This window comes from Flavobacterium branchiophilum FL-15 (assembly GCF_000253275.1).
GTDB classification, from domain to species: domain Bacteria; phylum Bacteroidota; class Bacteroidia; order Flavobacteriales; family Flavobacteriaceae; genus Flavobacterium; species Flavobacterium branchiophilum.
In genome coordinates this window covers 2249828-2268559 of sequence record NC_016001.1, presented here as the reverse complement: position 1 = coordinate 2268559, position 18732 = coordinate 2249828, and the positions used below count along the sequence as shown (strand labels likewise).

Sequence of the window (18732 nt, the reverse complement as noted above, 5' to 3'; positions counted from 1 at the left end):
ATTGAGCATTACCATTTGGCCAACGATTCGTTAAAAATATCTTGTGTAATTCTTTCAAAAATATCTTCGAGTGCATCATTGAGTTGTTTTCCTGTCAATTGTGCGGTTCCGGCATAATCATGATAAAACGAAAAAGATTTTTCAAAATCGTCTTTTTCTTTATTTTTGTTAGAAAATTTTACTTTTACAGTTATGGTTAGTCGGTTTTGTGCCGCCGTTTGATCGGCAGTTGCTGACATCGGACTGATGCGGTACTCTGTAATTTCGCCTTCATACAAGAGTTCACCGCCTGAATTGGTCAAATTCAAATTGGTTTGATCTTGAATTAAATTTTGTAATTTTTGTGTCAATCGTCTATCTATTCCAGGTTCTATAAGCAAGGCATTGTTCTGAAAATTATTTACTTGAAACGTTTTGGCATCGATAGTGCCTGTACCCGTAAAATTGTAAATCCCACAGCTACAAACCAAAAGCGAAACAATAAATAGCATCAATAAGTTTGTTTTTTTCATCTTTTTTAGGTATTTTATAAATCAAATTGTTTGATTTTTCTGTATAAAGTTCTTTCAGAAATGCCCAATTCATCAGCTGCCGCTTTGCGTTTGCCTTTGTTTTTTTCTAATGATTTTTTGATCATTTCGATTTCTTTTTTTTCCAATCTTAATATCTCTTCTTCTTCCTCTACTGTTTCTGCAAATAGATAGTCATCGTCATTGTCTTCAAAATTATTTTCATTATTTTGTGTAGCAATCACTGTGGTTGTAGGCGATGTTTCGTAGCTAATTTCGCTATCCAATTCATTTGAACCATATATTTTTTGAATCAAATTTGAATTGATTTCTTGGGTTTTGCTGCTTCCATTTTTCATCAATTCTAATGTTAATTTTTTCAAATCATTCAAATCACTTTTCATATCAAACAACACTTTATACAAAATATCTCTTTCTGTACTAAAATCGCTATCAGATTTTTTGTTTTTAATTACCGATGGCAAATGGCTGCCCTCTATAGGAAGATAGCTTTGCAAGGTTTGGACCGAAATGTCTCGATGGGTTTCTAGCACAGATATTTGTTCGGCAACATTTCTCAATTGTCTGATGTTGCCACTCCATCTAAATTTTTGAAGCAAATGTATGGCTTGATCTTCTAATTTCAAAGGAGGCATTTTGTATTTATGAGCAAAATCTGCCGAAAATTTTCTAAACAGCAAATGAATATCGTCTTTGCGGTCTCGCAAAGCAGGTAAGGTAATATCTACGGTACTTAATCGATAGTACAAATCTTCTCTAAATTTTCCTTTATCAATAGCTTCAAATAAATTGACATTGGTTGCTGCTACAATTCTTACATTTGTTTTTTGAACCTGCGAAGAACCTACTTTGATAAATTCACCATTTTCTAAAACCCGAAGCAAGCGAACTTGTGTTGTAAGGGGTAATTCGCCCACTTCGTCTAAAAATATAGTACCTCCGTTGGCTACTTCAAAATAACCTTCACGGGTGTTGGTTGCCCCTGTAAAAGCTCCTTTTTCGTGTCCAAAAAGTTCGCTGTCAATTGTTCCTTCGGGTATGGCACCACAATTTACAGCTATATATTTGCCATGTTTTCTATGAGACAAGGCATGTATAATTTTGGGCATGTTTTCTTTGCCTACCCCACTTTCACCCGTAATCAATACCGAAATATCGGTTGGAGCCACCTGTATCGCTTTTTCAATAGCACGGTTGAGTTTGGGATCGTTGCCTATAATTTCAAACCGTTGTTTAATATTTTGTACTGTTTCCATTTTTTTGTTGAGGCCAAATTATTTTATATAATGGTATTATTTTTAAATGATAAAAAGAGTATTTTTTTATAAATACTTTTAATGAGTAATATAAAAAGTAATGAATTTTGTTATTTCAAACCATTTATTTAATTCCTTTTTTTGCATTAGACCATCTTTTATATGACCAAATAATTTCACTTTGGAAATTTTCACGTCCAAAAATCTTGTCCATCACCACTCTAATATTATGTGATGCCGTTTTGTCGCAATGAAGAAATACACTTCCTGTATTTTTTAAAACCCTTTTTGATTCTTGTAAAACATTTTCAACAAGTTCTAAATACTCTTTAATAGAATTGTATTTGTCGTCAAATTCATACGTTTTAGAATTGTCTTTATTCGTAAGACTGTGTTTGCGTTGCGTAAAAAAAGGTGGGTCAAAGTAAATCAAGTCCACTTTGTTGTCTTCCATTTCTTTGAGTTTTTCAACACAATTTCCGTGATAAATTTTATTAGTTTCCATTTTCGGGTGTCCTCTCGTTAGCATTCTGTGTCAAAATAGCTTTTAGGTCAACTCCTGAATAAGCTTTCGAGTATTCCCAAGCTTCATCACCGCCATAATATGCTCCTTCCACACCTGCATAAAGTGTTTTTAGAGTTTGTTGAATTCTAATAGCCTGTTCTCTTTGTGGGTAATAGAACATAACTCTAATAGGTTTATATCCGTGATTTCGTATTACTTGAACTCTCGTATGTTCTTTTGTAATATGGTCTCCGTCAGTAGTAGCGACTCTCCATTTAACTTCAATTGCGTCATTGGCATTTAGAAAATCAATTTCAAATGTTTTTGGTCGGTGCCCTATCGTGTTTTCTACTTTAGTTTTTATTCCAACAGGATATTTATAGTTTAAACATAAACTTGCTGCTTCTTCAAGAAACGAACCTGCATACTTATAAAGAAATCGTCCTGTGTTCTGATATTGGTCAATCAATTGTTCTTCTTGTAAGTTAATACCTAAAACACGATAAATAAGATAATGAGAGTTGTCATCGGCTTTCATTTCTTCTGTTCTTGCTTCAATTTTTCCTTTCAAATTTGCAGAATAAACTTCGGCTAGATTCTTTATATTTTGTATTAATTCGTCCATTTTATTTAAATAATATTGTAGTTTCGATTTAAAAATCAGTTGGGAACTACAATTTTTTATACTCTTAAAGTTTGATTGTCTTAATTCATATCACTATAACCAACAGCATTCCCAATTAAAGTACCGCTAGTGCAATGGGTTATTTTTACATTTACAAATTCACCAATTTGATACTTTTCTTTAGGAAAAACAACCATAATACTTTGTGAATTTCTTCCAGACCAATCATTTTCAGACTTTTTAGATGTTTTTTCTATTAAAACTTCAACGGTTTGACCTAAAAATTCTTGGGTCCTAAAGCCGCTATGAATGCGTTGCAAATCTACTATTTCTTGCAACCTTCTTAATTTTACTGTTTCTGGCACATCATCTTCCATTTTTCGCCCTGCCAAGGTACCTGGTCTTTCAGAGTAGGCATACATATAACCAAAACTGTATTTGACACTTTCCATCAAATGCAATGTATCTTGATGGTCTGCTTCGGTTTCTGTTGGAAAACCGGCTATTAAATCTTGAGTTACAGCACAATTTGGAATAATTTGTTCTATTTTTCTTATCAAACCGATATATTCTTCTCTGGTGTGTAGTCGGTTCATGGCTTTCAATATCCTATTGCTTCCAGATTGCACAGGCAAATGGATGTGTTTACAAATATTATCATATTTGGCAATTACATGCAACACATTATCGTGCATATCTTGTGGGTTTGATGTAGAAAATCGGATTCTCAATTTAGGAAAAGTAGTAGCTACCATCTCTAAAAGTTGGTCAAATCCAACGGCAGTTGCTTTTTGCATGTCTGAAGCATTAACAAAATCTTTCTTTAACCCACCACCATACCATAAATAACTATCTACGTTTTGGCCAAGTAATGTAATTTCTTTATAATTTTTGTTTTGCAAATCTAAAATTTCTTTCAAAATACTTTGTGGGTCTCGGCTGCGTTCCCGCCCTCTTGTAAATGGCACTACGCAAAACGTACACATATTATCGCAACCTCTTGTAATGGAAACAAATGCAGTAACACCGTTGCTCATCAACCTTACAGGCGAAATGTCGCCATAAGTTTCTTCTTTAGACAATATTACATTAATGGCCTCTCTACCACTTTCAACTTCTTTCAACAAGTTGGGCAAATCTTTATAAGCATCTGGACCAACAACCAAATCAACAATTTTTTCTTCTTCCAAAAATTGATTTTTCAATCGTTCGGCCATACAACCCAAAACACCCACTTTCATTTGACTGTTTTTTCGTTTAACAGCATTGTATTTTTCTAATCTTTTTCGGATAGTTTGCTCTGCTTTGTCTCTTATAGAACAAGTATTAACCAATACAAGATCCGCTTCTTCTAATTCTGAAGTGGTATTATATCCATTTTCTAATAAAATTGAAGCTACAATTTCACTGTCAGCAAAATTCATCGCACAACCATAACTTTCTATATATAATTTTTTCAAATTACCTTCTTTGTTATTGATTATCAAGCTATTACCTTGTACTTTTTCGTCAATTTCTTTTTCCATAAAAGTTTTAAAATAAATTTTATTCTGAATAGGTTTTGCAAAGATAGTGCAATTTTGCTAAAATATGACAACTTGGCAGTTGTTTTTTAACTTAAAATTAGTATTATTGCAAAAAAAATCAAGCTTTAATTTTGTTTTAATGTTTGGTTTTCAAATTTTATGAAACCGAAAATACCCCGTTACTTCATTTTTGTTTAAAGTATAATTTTGACCAAAATTTTAATGTAACCCGTATGTTTTCTTTTTTTTTTTTGAATATTGCAAATGAAGTATATGATCAACTAAATATTTTAAATTATTATGAATTTTAATGAAATTAAACAAAAAATAAATCAATCAGAAGGTATATCTTTTGGCTATATTTTTGGCGAAACTTTAGAATTTTTTCAAGCCACTTGGGTACAAGGATTGCTATGTATGGTATTTTTAATTATTGCGGTTTTTGCCATAGAAATGCTTGTTATGTTCCCCATTTCATTCTTTTTTGGAGTCATGCAGTTTACAAGTCCAAACGATTTTTCGGATATATCGCTTTTAACTATTCTTTTGATGGTTTTTGTGGCGGTTACCTTTTTTTCATTAATCATGACCATAAGCACCAGCCTAATCGGGGGCTTATTTATCATTTATAAAAAAATAGATCACGACGAACAACATTCGACCAACGATTTTTTTTATTTGTTGAAAAAACAATATTTTGCCAAAACATTTCAAATAGGTTTGGCTCAAGTTGTTTTGATGTTGGCTTTTTATTTAATGTGTTGTTTGCCAATAATTTATGCCGTTGTTCCTATTAGTTATATAGTGGTTGTATATGCCTTCAACCCTGATTTAACTATAACTGAAATCGTAAAATTGTCATTTGCAATTGGAAATAAAAACTGGATTGAAAAATTTTTATTACGCATGGTGCTTGGGATATTAGCAACAATATTAGGCTTGCTGTTATGTGGCGTAGGTCTTCTTGCTACATTTAGTATTGCCATTATTCCGCAATATTTAATTTACAAACAAATGATTGGTTTTGAAGACACTTCTGAAATTGATCTCATTGGAACTGATGATTCAAATTGAATTTAAAAAATGAATTTGAAAATTAATATATAAAAAATAATTACTTTTGTCCCCAAAAAAAAAATAAAACTCCGATGGCAAAGAATTTAGTTATAGTTGAGTCTCCTGCAAAAGCCAAAACAATTGAAAAGTTTTTAGGAGCAGATTTTCAAGTAGAATCCAGTTATGGACACATAGCCGATTTGCCTTCAAAAGAAATAGGCGTAGATGTCGAAGATGGATTCAAACCCCGATATGAAGTATCTGCAGACAAACGTGCCTTGGTAGCAAAACTAAAAGCCCTTTCAAAAAAAGCAGAAATGGTATGGTTAGCATCCGATGAGGACCGAGAGGGAGAGGCTATTTCGTGGCACTTGGCCGAAGAATTAAAGTTAGACAAAAAGAAAACAAAGCGAATTGTTTTTCATGAGATTACAAAAAATGCCATTTTAAAAGCCATCGATAACCCACGAGAAATAGATTATAATCTTGTAAATGCCCAACAAGCCCGTAGGGTTTTGGACAGGTTAGTGGGCTATGAATTGTCGCCAGTGTTATGGCGAAAAATAAAAGGTGGCCTATCTGCAGGAAGGGTACAGTCTGTTTCTGTTCGTTTGATAGTAGAGCGGGAACGTGAAATTCAAAACTTTGTAGCAGTAGCCTCATATTCAATTGTTGCCGAGTTTGTCAATCAAGCAGGGAAATCATTTAAAGCAAAATTGCCTAAAAACTTTGCAACTCAAAAAGAAGCCGAGGATTTCCTGAATCAAAACAGCAATTCTAATTATACAATTGCCGATATTGAAACCAAACCAACTAAAAAATCGCCGGCAGCACCTTTCACAACTTCGACTTTACAACAAGAGGCCGCTCGAAAATTGTATTTGCCAGTAGGCATCACGATGCAGTTAGCCCAACGCTTGTATGAAGCGGGTTTGATTACGTATATGAGAACTGATAGTGTAAACTTGTCTCAAGAAGCCATGAATGCAGCACAAGCCGAAATCATCAAGTCGTATGGTAAAGATTTTTCTAAACCAAGGGTGTTTGCCAACAAAAGCAAAGGAGCACAAGAGGCTCACGAAGCCATAAGACCCACAGATATGTCCAGACATACGGTGGCTATAGACAGAGATCAAGCCCGCTTATATGACTTAATTTGGAAACGAACCTTGGCTTCGCAAATGAGCGATGCCCAGCTAGAACGAACAAACGTAAAAATAATTGCAGATAATCATAAAGAATATTTTACAGCTTCGGGCGAAGTACTACTTTTTGAAGGATTTTTAAAAGTTTATTTAGAAGGAAATGACGACGACGACGAAGAGCAAGAAGGGATGTTGCCTGCGTTGAGAGTTAACGAAAGTTTGAACAATCAATACATTACTGCAACAGAAAGATACACCCGTCCGGCAGCACGATATACAGAGGCATCTTTGGTAAAAAAATTAGAAGAATTGGGTATTGGAAGACCATCCACTTATGCACCAACTATTTCTACAATTATCAATAGAAATTATGTCGAAAAAGGAAACTTGGAAGGACAAGAGCGTATTTATAATCAAATGACTTTGAAAGCGGGTAAAATTAGCGCAAAAATATTGAAAGAAAATACGGGTTCTGATAAAGGAAAATTAGTACCAACAGACATAGGTACAATAGTTACCGATTTTTTAGTTAAAAATTTTGGAAACATTTTAGATTACCATTTTACGGCCAAAGTAGAACAAGATTTTGATGAAATAGCAGAAGGCAATATCGAATGGGCTAAAATGATGAAAGATTTTTATGATAAATTTCATCCAAATGTTAAAGATGTTGAAGCAAATGCAGATAGAGAATCGGGCGAAAGAGTTTTAGGTATTCATCCAGAATCTGGAAAACCCATTTCGGTTCGATTAGGAAAATTTGGACCAATGGCTCAAATAGGCCATGCAGATGATGAAGATAAAAAATTTGCCAGTTTGAATAAAGATCAAAATATTGGCAATATTACTTTAGAAGAAGCTTTGAATTTATTCCTGTTACCAAAAATTTTAGGAAATTACAAAGACGAAGAAATAGAAGTTAGCAACGGTAGATATGGCCCTTATGTACGTCATGGTGCAGCCTTTATATCCCTGCCAAGAGGCGAAAACCCATTAGATGTAACCTTTGAAAGAGCCAAAACACTCATAGACGAAAAAGCTTTGGCCGATGCTCCTATTGCAACTTACAAAGGCGAAAATGTACAAAAAGGAACAGGTAGATTTGGCCCATTCATCAAATGGAATGGCATTTTTATTAATGTAAGTAAAAAATACGATTTTGACAGATTATCCCAAGCCGATGTCGAAGCATTGATTGAAGATAAATTGCAAAAAAATATTGATAAAGTAATACACCATTGGGAGTCTGAAGGTATTTTAGTCGAAAAAGCCCGTTGGGGTCGATCGGTTATAACAAAAGGTAAAATAAAAATTGAATTAAGCAAAGATATTGATGCTAGTAAATTGACTTTATTGCAAGTACAAGAGATGATTGCCGCCAAAACACCCGTAAAAAAAACACCCGTAAAAAAAGCACCAGCAAATAAATCAACAACAACTAAAGCAACCACCACAAAAAAAACGGTATCCAAAAAGAAATAAAACATGCAATTTGAATTTTTAACCCCAATAGAAATAGAAGTACAAACATTCATCAAACAATTGTCTCCTAATCATTTGGGTAGTAAAGTTTCTATACACACACCAAATGCAGTTCCAAATTTAGACGATGTAAAAATTGCTATCATTGGTGTTTTGGATGGAAGAGGAGCCCATCAAGAAATTCACTATCATGATTTAATAAACATTAGAAAATCATTTTATAGTTTGTTTCCTGGCAATTGGGATGTTTTAATGGCCGATTTGGGCAATATCAAAAAAGGAAATACTTTAGCAGATACTTATTTTGCATTAGAAAAAGTAATAGAAAATTTGTTAAAGAAAAAAATTATTCCTATTATAATTGGCGGTACGCAGGATTTAACCTATCCCATGTATAGGGCGTTTGACAATTTAGACCAAATGGTAAATTTGGTTTGTATCGACTCAAAGTTTGATTTTGGTAGCAACCAAAGCCATATAACTTACGATAGCTATTTATCAAAAATCATCATCAACGAGCCACATAATTTATTTAACTTTAGCAACATAGGGTATCAATCTTATTACAACCCTCAAGAAGATGTTGATTTGATAGAGAAAATGTATTTTGAAGCTTATAGACTAGGCGAGGTGTCAAATAATTTAACAATTGCAGAACCTGTTTTGAGAGATGCTGATGTGGTTAGTATTGATATGAATGTTGTAAAATCATCAGATTCTGGCAACCTAAATGAATTTATTCCTAATGGTTTAGATGGCAAACAAATTTGTGGATTAACACGATATGCAGGAATTAGTGATAAAGTAAGTTTATTAGGAATTTTCAACCATCAAAATTTTATATCAGAGTCCCATTTAATAGCACAAATGATATGGTATTTTATAGAAGGCATCAATTATAGGTCAAATGATTATCCTTATGGTTCCAAAAATCACTATACAAAATACATTGTTCCAATAGACAGTGAAACAATTGTATTTTATAAAAGTAACAAATCAGAAAGATGGTGGATTGAAATCCCTTTTTTTTCAGATCAACACAATAAACTCAAAAAACATACGTTATTACCATGTTCGTATGAAGAATATATTCAAGCAACTAATCAAGAGATTCCCGAAAGATGGTGGAAAACGCAAAGGAAAAATGTATTTTGATGTGAATAAATAAGAAAAAAGCATAAAAAAATAAAAATTTTTTATAAAAATTAAATAAATTTGGATTTGAAATAATTTTTATTACTTTTGCTTATCAAAATAAGTGTGAAAGAATCGTTTATTATTGACGTAATGTGCAATTAAGAATTAAATTATAGATTATATTAACAACCTCAATTATATGAAGAAATTCGTAGCATTTTCAGTTATTTTAGCAACTTTAGCGAGTTGTAGTTCCGGCGATAAAGGAGAGCTAGTAGGAGTAAAGGGTAAAAAATGGAATCCAGAAAAGCCTTATGGAATGACATTAGTACCAGGTGGCGCCTTTATTATGGGTAAATCTGATGACGATTTAGCAAACGTACAAGATGCTCCCACCAAAACGGTTACTGTAAGATCGTTTTATATGGACGAAACTGAAATAACAAATAGTGAATACCGTCAGTTTGTGGAATGGGTAAAAGATTCAACTATCAGAACAAGATTAGCCATCTTAGCAGACGAAGTGGGTTCAAAACCAGGAAAAGGCAGTAAAAATAAAGGAAGTATTGGTGATTTTGCATTTAATGATGTAGATCCAGCAAAACAAACACCGTACGATAAATATATGTACGAAAATTATTATAGTGTTGGTACAGATGAAGATCCTTATGCGGGTAGAAAATTAAATAGAAAAATAAAGCTTATTACCGATCCAAAAAAATACCCAGATGAATATTATTCTGAAGTAATGGATAGTATGTATGTGCCTGTTTCTGAGTCATATAATGGTTTAAGAACCATTGATGTTAAGAAATTGAAATTTAGATATTCTTGGATGGATATTCAAGCAGCCGCAAAAGCCAAAGTAGGAAAAAGAAGTAAATTTATTAAAACTGAAAAAGAAGAAATTTACCCGGACACTACAGTTTGGATTAAAGATTTTACCTATTCCTATAATGAACCAATGCACAATGATTATTTTTGGCATCAAGCATATAGTGATTATCCAGTTGTAGGAGTAAATTGGAAACAAGCTAAAGCTTTTTGTGCTTGGAGAACGTTGTTGAAAAATATATATATTAAGTCTTTGAAAAAACACCAAGACAACGTAAACTCTTTTAGATTACCAACAGAAGCAGAGTGGGAATATGCTGCAAGAGGTGGTTTACAATCTGCTACTTTTCCATGGGGTGGTCCTTATACCAAAAACGATAGAGGTTGTTTTATGGCCAATTTTAAACCAGATCGTGGGGATTATGCAGCAGACCAGGCCTTATATACAGTAGAAGCAAAGTCTTATGAGCCAAATGGATATAATTTGTATAATATGGCTGGAAACGTGGCAGAATGGACAGACTCTGCTTATGATGCAACTGCTTACGAATTTGTATCTACAATGAACCCTAACGTTTCTGATGTAAAAAACATGAGAAAAGTTGTAAGAGGAGGTTCATGGAAAGACGTTTCTTATATGATTCAAGTGGCTACTCGTGATAATGAATATGCAGATACATCAAGAAGTTATATTGGATTCAGAACAGTACAAGATTATATGGGTACACAAACTACAGGAAAAACCAAGAAATAATTAACTAAAACCAAAATAAATTAAAATTAACATTAAAAAAAAAAGTTATGGCATTGATTAATAAAAAAGTAATGAACTTTACTTACGGAATGGGGGCTGCAGTAGTAATTATTGGAGCGTTGTTTAAGATAGAACACCTACCAGGTGCAAGTTTATTACTTAAAATTGGACTTATTACTGAAGCGTTTATTTTTGCATTATCAGCATTTGAACCTGCTGAAAAAGAATTAGATTGGTCTTTAGTATATCCAGAATTAGCTGGTGGAGAAGCTAAAAAGAAAGATGTTAAAAAACAAGAAACACCAACTGAAGCTCAAGGTTTGCTTTCACAAAAATTAGATTCTTTATTGAAAGATGCAAAAATTGATGGTGAATTGATGGCAAGTTTAGGAAACAGCATCAAAAACTTTGAATCTGCTGCAAAAGGAATTGCTCCAACTGTTGATTCGATTGCCTCAACTAAAAAATACAGCGAAGAGTTAACATTGGCCGCGTCTCAAATGGAGTCTTTAAATAGTTTATACAAATTACAATTACAAAGTGCTGAGAAAAATGCTCAAATAAACGAAGAGGTTGCAGCCAATAATTTGAAATTGAAAGATCAAATGCAATCTTTAACTTCAAATTTAACTTCTTTGAATAATGTTTATGGCGGAATGCTTTCTGCAATGAGTAACAAATAATAATTAGTTTCAGACTAATAAATCAATTATTAATAAACTAATTAAGAAAAATGGCAGGAGGAAAATTAACCCCTAGACAGAAGATGATTAACTTGATGTATTTAGTTTTCATCGCAATGTTGGCATTAAATATGTCAAAAGAAGTGTTATCGGCTTTTGGACTTATGAATGAAAAATTTGATAGTGCAAATAAAGTTGCCATGTCAAGTAACGAACAATTGTTATCAACTTTGAATCAAAAAGGTTCAGAAAATGCAGGTGAATTTGGTAAAGCCAAAGATATTGCAGGTAAAGTTGCTCAAATATCTAAAGATTTTTATGCTTATGTAGAAACGCTGAAAGCAGATGCTACAAATGGTGTTGAACTAGATAAAGAAACTGGAAAATTACCTTATGAAGCCATGGATAAAGGGCCTCATATAGACGAAACTTGGTTTTCGGGTGATAATTATTCAGCAAAAGGAAATGAAATTGTGGCTAAAATTAATGGGTATGTTACTGCATTGAAAGCTGCAACTGCTGGTCAAGCTAATTTATCAGGTGTAATAAAAGAAGTGGAATCAAAATTCAACACGGCAGATGTAAAGGATAAAGAAGGTATTACTAAAAAGTATTTGTCTTATCATTTTGAACATTTTCCAGCAATTGCTTCTTTAACTAAATTAACTGCTTGGCAAAATGACATTAAAAAAACAGAAACAGATATTTACAATACTTTATTAGGAAAAGCTGCTCAAGATGCTGCATCATATACTAATTTTAAAGGTTTTGTTGTATTAGAAAAAAATGCTTATTTTCAAGGTGAATCTGTAAAAGGTACTGTGGTATTAGGAAAATATGATCCAAATACAAAACCAACTAGTTTTACTGGACCAGGTAGATTAGAAAATGGTCAAGCAGTGATTTCTGAAACGGCTGGTTCTATTGGAGAAAGAACATTAAAAGGACAATTTACATTTGTTGAAAATGGAAAAACAATACCTGTACCATTTGAAGGAAATTATGTTGTTGTACCTAGACCTAATTCTGCAACTATTTCTGCAGATAAAATGAACGTAGTATATAGAGGTGTTGTAAACCCCATGACCATTTCGTTTGCTGGAGTGGCAGACAATAGTGTAAATGCAAGCGCACCTGGTTTGTCAAAAGTTGGAAATGGCAAATACACCATGTCGCCAGGATCTGGAACTGAGGTTACTATTAATGTTACTGCAAAATTACCTGGAACTAGTGGAACTGTATCTGATAAAAAACTATTTAGAGTAAAAAATATACCAAGACCTGTTGGAGCAATTGGTGGTACAGATGGTATTGTTAAAGGTGCAAAATCACGTTTAGAAGTATCTCAAGTATCTGCAAAATTACCTGATTTTGATTTTGATGTAAATCTACAAGTTGTTGGTTTTACATTTAAAGCAACTGGACAGGCTGCTGTTATTGTATCTGGAGATAGAGTAAATGCACAATGTAAGGCTGCTATGGCAAAATCAACAAGAGGCGATCAAATAACGATTTCTGATATCAAAGTGAAAGTTGCAGGTTCTCCAATTATGTTGCCAACAACAGCTCCAGTAATTTACGAAATACAATAATAATTTACGTTTTACGTTTATCTTAAATAGTCAAAAAATTAATAAAGATGAAAATTAAATCTCTTTTAGTGGTGGTTTCTTTGTTTGCAGGAACAGTAGTTTCTAATGCGCAATCTAATTTGCTTAATGCAAAAACACCTAGTCAAATTGGAAAAAAAACACCAGCCCAGCTGATTTCAGATAACGACAAACCGTTACCTTATGGTTATGTGCATGATAAAGATGTTTTGATGGGTAAGACTACATGGGAAATTATTGATTTGGATGAAAGAGTTAATTTTCCTTTATATTATCCAATTGATACGACCAATATCGGTAAAGATAGAAGATCACTTTTTGATGTTTTGATTAAAAACATTAAAAATGGTAAGATAACAGAAGTTTATGCAGATGATTATTTCAATACTAAAAAAAGTTTGAAAGATATGCAATCTACATTTAAGTTTAGAGACACCACTGATGCGGGTAAAGAAGAAATAAACAATCATTATGATGATTATTTTCCAAAACCAATACCAGCTGTTGTAAAGAAAAACAAAAAAGGTAAGATAATTTCTGAAACACCAGCTTCTACACCTGTTGCAAAAGTTTTAGATCCGCAATATATCAACGAAAGAGAATTAACAGCTATTGATTTGGTAGGTTACAGAATTAAAGGTTTTTGGTATTTTGACAAACGTCAAAGCGAATTAAAATACCGATTGTTGGCTATATGTCCTATAGCTCCTGAAGCTCGTGACATAGGTAAAGATAATCCTGATACGATTGACTTGTTTTGGATTTATTTTCCATCAATTAGAGATGTGTTGCATGATGCTTTAGCTTTTAACGATAAGAATACAGCAATGCCTTTTTCTTATGATCACTTACTCAATTCAAGAAGATTTAATGCTTTGATTTACAAAGAAGAAAATGTTTTTGGCGATAGAGAAATTAAAGATTATATGAAAGATAATGCTCAAAAACAATTATTAGAATCAAATCGTGTAAAAGAAAAAATACGTGATTTTGAATCTGATATGTGGAATTATTAAAAAAAAATATTTATAAATTATAAAAACTCTTACTTTTAGTAAGAGTTTTTTGTTATTAAACATGTATTTTGATACTAGACTATATCATTGTAGGTAGTGGTTTGGCAGGGATTAGTTTTTCTGAAATTGCACTACAGCACCAAAAAAATATAATTGTTTTTGATGATCATTCTCACCAAGCTTCATTAGTGGCTGGGGGTATGTATAATCCTGTTGTACTCAAACGTTTTACAGCTGTTTGGAATGCAAAAGAACAATTAGACTTCGCCCATGATTTTTATAAATCTATCGAACAAAAATTGAATGTGTCATTTGATTATAAAATTCCCGTTTATAGAAAATTTTTTTCCATTGAAGAACAAAACAATTGGTTTGTTGCAGCAGATAAACCTCTTTTAGTACCTTTTTTAAATCCTGTAATTCAATTTGATCAAATCAAAAATATTGAAGCTCCCTTTGGTTATGGTTGTGTAAATGGTACTGGTTTTTTAGATACTCAAAGTTTGTTGCATACTTATCACCGTTATCTTGAAATGGAGTCTAAAATTGTGTATGAAAAGTTTGATTACTCGCAACTTCAAATTCATGATGAATTTATATCATATAAAACAATTAAGGCCAAAAATATCGTTTTTGCAGATGGTTTTGGATTACATCAAAATCCATATTTTAATGATTTACCTTTAGATGGCACAAAAGGGGAGTTGTTGGTTATTAAATCATCGGAATTGGACTTAAAAGTAATTGTTAATACGAGTATTTTTATTATGCCATTAGGATCTGATTTATTTAAAGTAGGTGCTACTTATCATTGGTCTGATAAAACCAATATTCCTACTGAAGCAGCTAAAATAGAATTAATAGATAAATTAAAAGACATTTTAAATTGTTCTTTTGAAATTGTGTCGCATTTTGCTGGGGTCAGGCCAACCGTTAAAGACCGCCGCCCTTTAGTTGGAACACATCCATTGCATAAACAATTGCATCTATTAAATGGTTTAGGTACTAGGGGGGTTATGTTAGCACCCTATTTAGCAAAGCATTTATTTTTGCATATAGAAAAAAATATAGAATTGGATAAAGAAATAGATATTAAACGATTTTATATATAGATTATTATTAACTTTGTTTTTTTTATTTAAGATTATGTGTCAGAATATTGGTTTTATTTCTTTGGTTTTTTCTGAAAAACAGTTAGATGATTTGGTCACACGAAAGTTAGTTGGAAGACCTTTGTTTTCTTGGACACTCGGTACGGCTATTTTTTCAAAGTTAGACCAAATAGTTGTTCTTGTTTCTAATGATAGTTTTAAAATAACTCTTGAAAAAGAATACCATTGGGCATCCAATGTGTCTTTTATAAACATACAAACAAACCAATTTATTAGTAATGAAGTTAATATAAGTGCTATTTTAGATGAATATAACTTTAATTATCAAAACGTAATTTGTATAAATCCGTTTGGAGTAATCATTGAAAGTATTGATATAAATAATTGTATTGATACATTAACGAAAAATGAATGTAAAGATGTATATTCTATTCAGGGTTTTACAAATCAGGAATGTACTTTGAACAACCAATTTACACCAAAACATATAGATAATTTTAAAATAATAAATATATTTTATGCTTTTTCAAATGACATTTCGAGGAATGTTACTGGTTTTGTTCCACTTTCTGATAATAAAATAGACACTATTAATTATGATAATTTTACTATAATAGAATTAAAATTAATTGAAAAATTAAAAAAACAAAAACATTGTGCCAAAATATCGCACTTGGTTTTAGATGTTGATGGGGTATTTACTGATGGTTGTGTGTATTATGATGCACATGGTGAATTAGCCAAAAAGTTTGATATGAGAGATGGTATGGGGCTTGAAATAGTAAGACAGTTTGATGTAGAAATTGTTGTTATGACTTCGGAAAATTCTGCTTTAGTAGCCAAAAGAATGGAAAAATTACAAATAAAACATGTGTTTTTAGGCGTAAAAGATAAGTTTTCATTTTTGAATCGCTTTGTTATCGATCAACAAATATGTTTTTCAAATGTAGCTTATATGGGAGATGATGTAAATGATTTGGCAAATTTATGTAGGGTGGGTTGGTCTTTTTCACCACAAAACGCAACCGATGTTGTTAAAAATAATGTGGATATTGTTTTGAAAAATGATTCTGGTAATGGTGCAATTCGTGAATTAACGTCGTTTATTATAAAGTATAATCAAAGAATTTTTTAGTATATGTATTTCAATTCATTTGCATTTTGCTTTTTTTTAATTACTGTATTTATACTGCATTGGTTTGTTTTTAATAAATCTAAGACAAATCAAAATTTATTATTGATTCTTGTAAGTTATTTTTTTTATTCCTTTTGGAATTGGCATTTTTTATTTTTATTAGTTTTTTCTACTTTATTGGATTTTTACAGTGCTATACAAATTGAAAATGCTTCAAGTGTAAAAATTAAAAAATTTTGGTTTTGGTCTAGTATTGGTATTAATCTTGGTTTTTTAGGTGTATTTAAATACTTTAATTTTTTTGTTGCTTCCTTTACAGAAATGTTGTTGCATTTTGGATTCAAATGCAACCCTTTGCTATTAGATATTATGCTTCCCGTAGGGATTTCATTTTACACTTTTCATGGTTTATCTTATGTTATTGATATTTATAATGGACGTATAAAAGCAGAGAAAAATTTTATAGATTATTCTATTTTTGTTTGTTATTTTCCATTGCTTGTTGCTGGACCTATCGAAAGGGCTACACATTTACTCCCTCAAGTTAAATTCAAGCGTGAGTTTGATTACCATTTAGCAAAAGAAGGGGTGTATCAAATTGTGTGGGGGTTTGTCAAAAAAGTTGTGATTGCGGATAGTTGTGCAACTTATGCCAATGCTATATTTGATCATTATGAACAAATGAATAGCTTGAGTTTAATTTTAGGTGCTGTTTATTTTTCATTTCAAATATATGGCGATTTTTCAGGTTATTCTGATATAGCCCTTGGAGTTTCTAAATTATTTGGCATAAGACTTTTGAAAAATTTTGATTTTCCTTATTTTTCACGGGACATAGCCGAGTTTTGGAGGCGTTGGCACATGTCGCTTTCTTCATGGTTTAGGGACTATTTATACATTCCATTGGGTGGTAGTGTTGGCGGAAAATGGATGCAAATTAAAAATACATTTATAATTTTTCTTGTAAGTGGTTTTTGGCATGGAGCCAATTGGACTTTTATTGTTTGGGGTGGTTTAAATGCTTTGTATTTTTTACCATTATTGTTATTGCAAAAAAATCGTAAGAATATTGGTGAAATTACTATCACTAATTTTCAAAACGGTTTCCATACTATTTCAAACATCTTTATAACATTTATATTAACCTCATTTGCGTGGATTTTTTTTAGAGCTCAGAGTTTGCATCAAGCCTTTGGATATATTGAAAGGATGTTTACCAATCATCATTTTTCTTTACAGTTTTTGAAAAATCAACGTCAAAATCATGAAATCTTAATATTAATTATTGCTTTTATTATGGTAGAATGGTTTAATAAGTATAAAATTGAACCTATTTCTGGAAAATATGAACAACTAAAATTGGTTTTGTTTTTAGTGACTATCATTATGTTTGGAGTGTTTACGGATTATAAAAATTTTATATATTTTCAGTTTTAATGACAACTTTTTTTAAATTAATTTTAAAGATTATCATAATCATTTTTCTAGCAGGTATTGTGTTAGATCTTGTATATTCAATAGTATTGAGTACTTCAAAATATAGAAATAAAATTGAGTTTGTAATGAATTCAAAAAAATTGAATTATGATGTAATTATTTTAGGTTCGTCAAGAGCAAATAATCATTTTGTTGCTGAAATGTTTGAACAAAAAGGGCTAAAAACATTTAATTATGGCATTAGTGCCTCTCATTTATTTGAAGCAGATTTGTTGTTAAAATTGATGGAAGAGCGTCAATTTAAGATTAAAACAATTATTATAGAAGTCGATTTGAATCTTGCCAATGAACATAGAGATGAAGGTATTTCTTCACGATTTATGCCATTTTTACATCAATCTACATTAATTAAAAAACATTATGAAAATGAATCTGACTTTATGGCTCTTTATTATATACCTTTTTATCGATATATTAAATTTGATAATAAAATTGGTTTTAGAGAAACATATAATTCAGCAATTAAAGATTCTACAGTATATTTAGCGCATAACGGTTATTATCCTTTATATAATTCTAAGAAAGGAAATATGAAGAATAATTACACAAAATTGAATCCATTGAAAAATAAATATTATGAAGATATTAAAAAAATTTGTAAGCGAAATGGCATTCGATTAATATCTGTAATGACACCAATCTGCTCAAATGTAAAAGGAATTGATTATTTGGATAAAGTGCAAAAACTATATCCTGAAATTCATAATTATGAAAATGTTGTTACTGATGATAACTTGTTTTCGTCCTGCGGACATTTGAATGACGAAGGAGCTAGAATTTTTACATCTAGAATTATACATGACTTTTTTAATAAATCAAGTAATTGATT

Annotated in this window: 16 protein-coding genes; 11 read left to right on the top strand and 5 right to left on the bottom strand. The window is 31.6% G+C overall.

Annotated elements, in window-relative coordinates; genetic code table 11:
• Positions 1 to 8: 8 nt before the first annotated feature.
• From FBFL15_RS09800 to miaB, 5 genes are all read right to left on the bottom strand, one after another.
• The gene (locus FBFL15_RS09800) at positions 9 to 512 is read right to left on the bottom strand and encodes an LptE family protein (RefSeq protein WP_014084448.1); all 504 of its coding nucleotides are present in this window, start codon (positions 510 to 512) and stop codon (positions 9 to 11) included.
• Between the two features lie 14 nt (positions 513 to 526).
• Complete coding sequence (locus FBFL15_RS09795) at positions 527 to 1786, bottom strand: sigma-54 interaction domain-containing protein (RefSeq protein ID WP_014084447.1); 1260 nt, start codon at positions 1784 to 1786, stop codon at positions 527 to 529.
• Between the two features lie 124 nt (positions 1787 to 1910).
• Positions 1911 to 2291, bottom strand: a complete 381-nt coding sequence (locus FBFL15_RS09790) for a DNA methyltransferase (protein ID WP_050881291.1) — start codon at positions 2289 to 2291, stop codon at positions 1911 to 1913.
• Entirely contained in the window at positions 2281 to 2916 is a 636-nt protein-coding gene (locus FBFL15_RS16165; protein WP_014084446.1) for an ApaLI family restriction endonuclease, read from the bottom strand. Before FBFL15_RS16165 ends, FBFL15_RS09790 begins: the two co-directional genes overlap by 11 nt.
• Positions 2917 to 2996: 80 nt before the next feature.
• Positions 2997 to 4442: a tRNA (N6-isopentenyl adenosine(37)-C2)-methylthiotransferase MiaB gene (miaB, locus tag FBFL15_RS09775; RefSeq protein WP_014084445.1), complete on the bottom strand. Its 1446-nt coding sequence runs from the start codon at positions 4440 to 4442 to the stop codon at positions 2997 to 2999.
• Between the two features lie 300 nt (positions 4443 to 4742).
• Here miaB and FBFL15_RS09770 point away from each other — a divergent pair, with 300 nt between their 5' ends.
• The 11 genes from FBFL15_RS09770 to FBFL15_RS09720 all read left to right on the top strand — a co-directional run bounded on the left by FBFL15_RS09770 (position 4743) and on the right by FBFL15_RS09720 (position 18730).
• On the top strand, positions 4743 to 5516 hold the full coding sequence (locus FBFL15_RS09770; RefSeq protein WP_014084444.1) for a hypothetical protein: 774 nt from the start codon (positions 4743 to 4745) through the stop codon (positions 5514 to 5516).
• A 74-nt stretch (positions 5517 to 5590) separates the two neighbouring features.
• Positions 5591 to 8125 (top strand): type I DNA topoisomerase, encoded by a 2535-nt coding sequence (gene topA / locus FBFL15_RS09765; protein ID WP_014084443.1) that lies wholly within the window; start codon positions 5591 to 5593, stop codon positions 8123 to 8125.
• A 3-nt stretch (positions 8126 to 8128) separates the two neighbouring features.
• Positions 8129 to 9280 (top strand): formimidoylglutamase, encoded by a 1152-nt coding sequence (locus FBFL15_RS09760; protein WP_014084442.1) that lies wholly within the window; start codon positions 8129 to 8131, stop codon positions 9278 to 9280.
• 181 nt (positions 9281 to 9461) lie between these two features.
• A complete protein-coding gene (gene porK, locus FBFL15_RS09755) occupies positions 9462 to 10850 on the top strand; it encodes a T9SS ring complex lipoprotein PorK/GldK (protein WP_014084441.1) in 1389 nt (462 codons plus the stop codon).
• A 47-nt stretch (positions 10851 to 10897) separates the two neighbouring features.
• Positions 10898 to 11533 carry a type IX secretion system motor protein PorL/GldL gene (porL, locus tag FBFL15_RS09750; protein ID WP_014084440.1) on the top strand — a complete coding sequence of 212 codons (636 nt, stop codon included), beginning with the start codon at positions 10898 to 10900 and terminating at the stop codon, positions 11531 to 11533.
• Positions 11534 to 11583: 50 nt separating this feature from the next.
• Positions 11584 to 13125 (top strand): type IX secretion system motor protein PorM/GldM, encoded by a 1542-nt coding sequence (gene porM, locus FBFL15_RS09745; RefSeq protein ID WP_014084439.1) that lies wholly within the window; start codon positions 11584 to 11586, stop codon positions 13123 to 13125.
• 47 nt (positions 13126 to 13172) lie between these two features.
• The gene (gene porN / locus FBFL15_RS09740; protein WP_014084438.1) at positions 13173 to 14159 is read left to right on the top strand and encodes a type IX secretion system ring subunit PorN/GldN; all 987 of its coding nucleotides are present in this window, start codon (positions 13173 to 13175) and stop codon (positions 14157 to 14159) included.
• Between the two features lie 71 nt (positions 14160 to 14230).
• Positions 14231 to 15271, top strand: coding sequence for an NAD(P)/FAD-dependent oxidoreductase (locus tag FBFL15_RS09735; protein ID WP_044032522.1), 1041 nt, complete (start codon positions 14231 to 14233; stop codon positions 15269 to 15271).
• Positions 15272 to 15305: 34 nt separating this feature from the next.
• The gene (locus tag FBFL15_RS09730) at positions 15306 to 16406 is read left to right on the top strand and encodes an HAD hydrolase family protein (RefSeq protein ID WP_014084436.1); all 1101 of its coding nucleotides are present in this window, start codon (positions 15306 to 15308) and stop codon (positions 16404 to 16406) included.
• Between the two features lie 3 nt (positions 16407 to 16409).
• On the top strand, positions 16410 to 17843 hold the full coding sequence (locus tag FBFL15_RS09725) for an MBOAT family O-acyltransferase (protein ID WP_014084435.1): 1434 nt from the start codon (positions 16410 to 16412) through the stop codon (positions 17841 to 17843).
• A gap of 125 nt (positions 17844 to 17968) precedes the next feature.
• The gene (locus FBFL15_RS09720; RefSeq protein WP_143394613.1) at positions 17969 to 18730 is read left to right on the top strand and encodes a hypothetical protein; all 762 of its coding nucleotides are present in this window, start codon (positions 17969 to 17971) and stop codon (positions 18728 to 18730) included.
• Positions 18731 to 18732 lie beyond the last annotated feature (2 nt).

What these genes read in the sequence shown, in the direction of transcription:
- porM (WP_014084439.1), top strand. Translation starts at nt 11,584, where the DNA reads ATGGCAGGAGGAAAATTAACCCCTAGACAGAAGATGATTAACTTGATG.
- porK (WP_014084441.1), top strand. Translation starts at nt 9,462, where the DNA reads ATGAAGAAATTCGTAGCATTTTCAGTTATTTTAGCAACTTTAGCGAGT.
- FBFL15_RS09790 (WP_050881291.1), bottom strand. Translation starts at nt 2,291, where the DNA reads ATGGAAACTAATAAAATTTATCACGGAAATTGTGTTGAAAAACTCAAA.
- FBFL15_RS09760 (WP_014084442.1), top strand. Translation starts at nt 8,129, where the DNA reads ATGCAATTTGAATTTTTAACCCCAATAGAAATAGAAGTACAAACATTC.
- FBFL15_RS09770 (WP_014084444.1), top strand. Translation starts at nt 4,743, where the DNA reads ATGAATTTTAATGAAATTAAACAAAAAATAAATCAATCAGAAGGTATA.
- topA (WP_014084443.1), top strand. Translation starts at nt 5,591, where the DNA reads ATGGCAAAGAATTTAGTTATAGTTGAGTCTCCTGCAAAAGCCAAAACA.
- FBFL15_RS09730 (WP_014084436.1), top strand. Translation starts at nt 15,306, where the DNA reads ATGTGTCAGAATATTGGTTTTATTTCTTTGGTTTTTTCTGAAAAACAG.
- porN (WP_014084438.1), top strand. Translation starts at nt 13,173, where the DNA reads ATGAAAATTAAATCTCTTTTAGTGGTGGTTTCTTTGTTTGCAGGAACA.
- FBFL15_RS09725 (WP_014084435.1), top strand. Translation starts at nt 16,410, where the DNA reads ATGTATTTCAATTCATTTGCATTTTGCTTTTTTTTAATTACTGTATTT.
- FBFL15_RS09800 (WP_014084448.1), bottom strand. Translation starts at nt 512, where the DNA reads ATGAAAAAAACAAACTTATTGATGCTATTTATTGTTTCGCTTTTGGTT.
- miaB (WP_014084445.1), bottom strand. Translation starts at nt 4,442, where the DNA reads ATGGAAAAAGAAATTGACGAAAAAGTACAAGGTAATAGCTTGATAATC.
- FBFL15_RS09720 (WP_143394613.1), top strand. Translation starts at nt 17,969, where the DNA reads ATGAATTCAAAAAAATTGAATTATGATGTAATTATTTTAGGTTCGTCA.
- FBFL15_RS09795 (WP_014084447.1), bottom strand. Translation starts at nt 1,786, where the DNA reads ATGGAAACAGTACAAAATATTAAACAACGGTTTGAAATTATAGGCAAC.
- porL (WP_014084440.1), top strand. Translation starts at nt 10,898, where the DNA reads ATGGCATTGATTAATAAAAAAGTAATGAACTTTACTTACGGAATGGGG.
- FBFL15_RS16165 (WP_014084446.1), bottom strand. Translation starts at nt 2,916, where the DNA reads ATGGACGAATTAATACAAAATATAAAGAATCTAGCCGAAGTTTATTCT.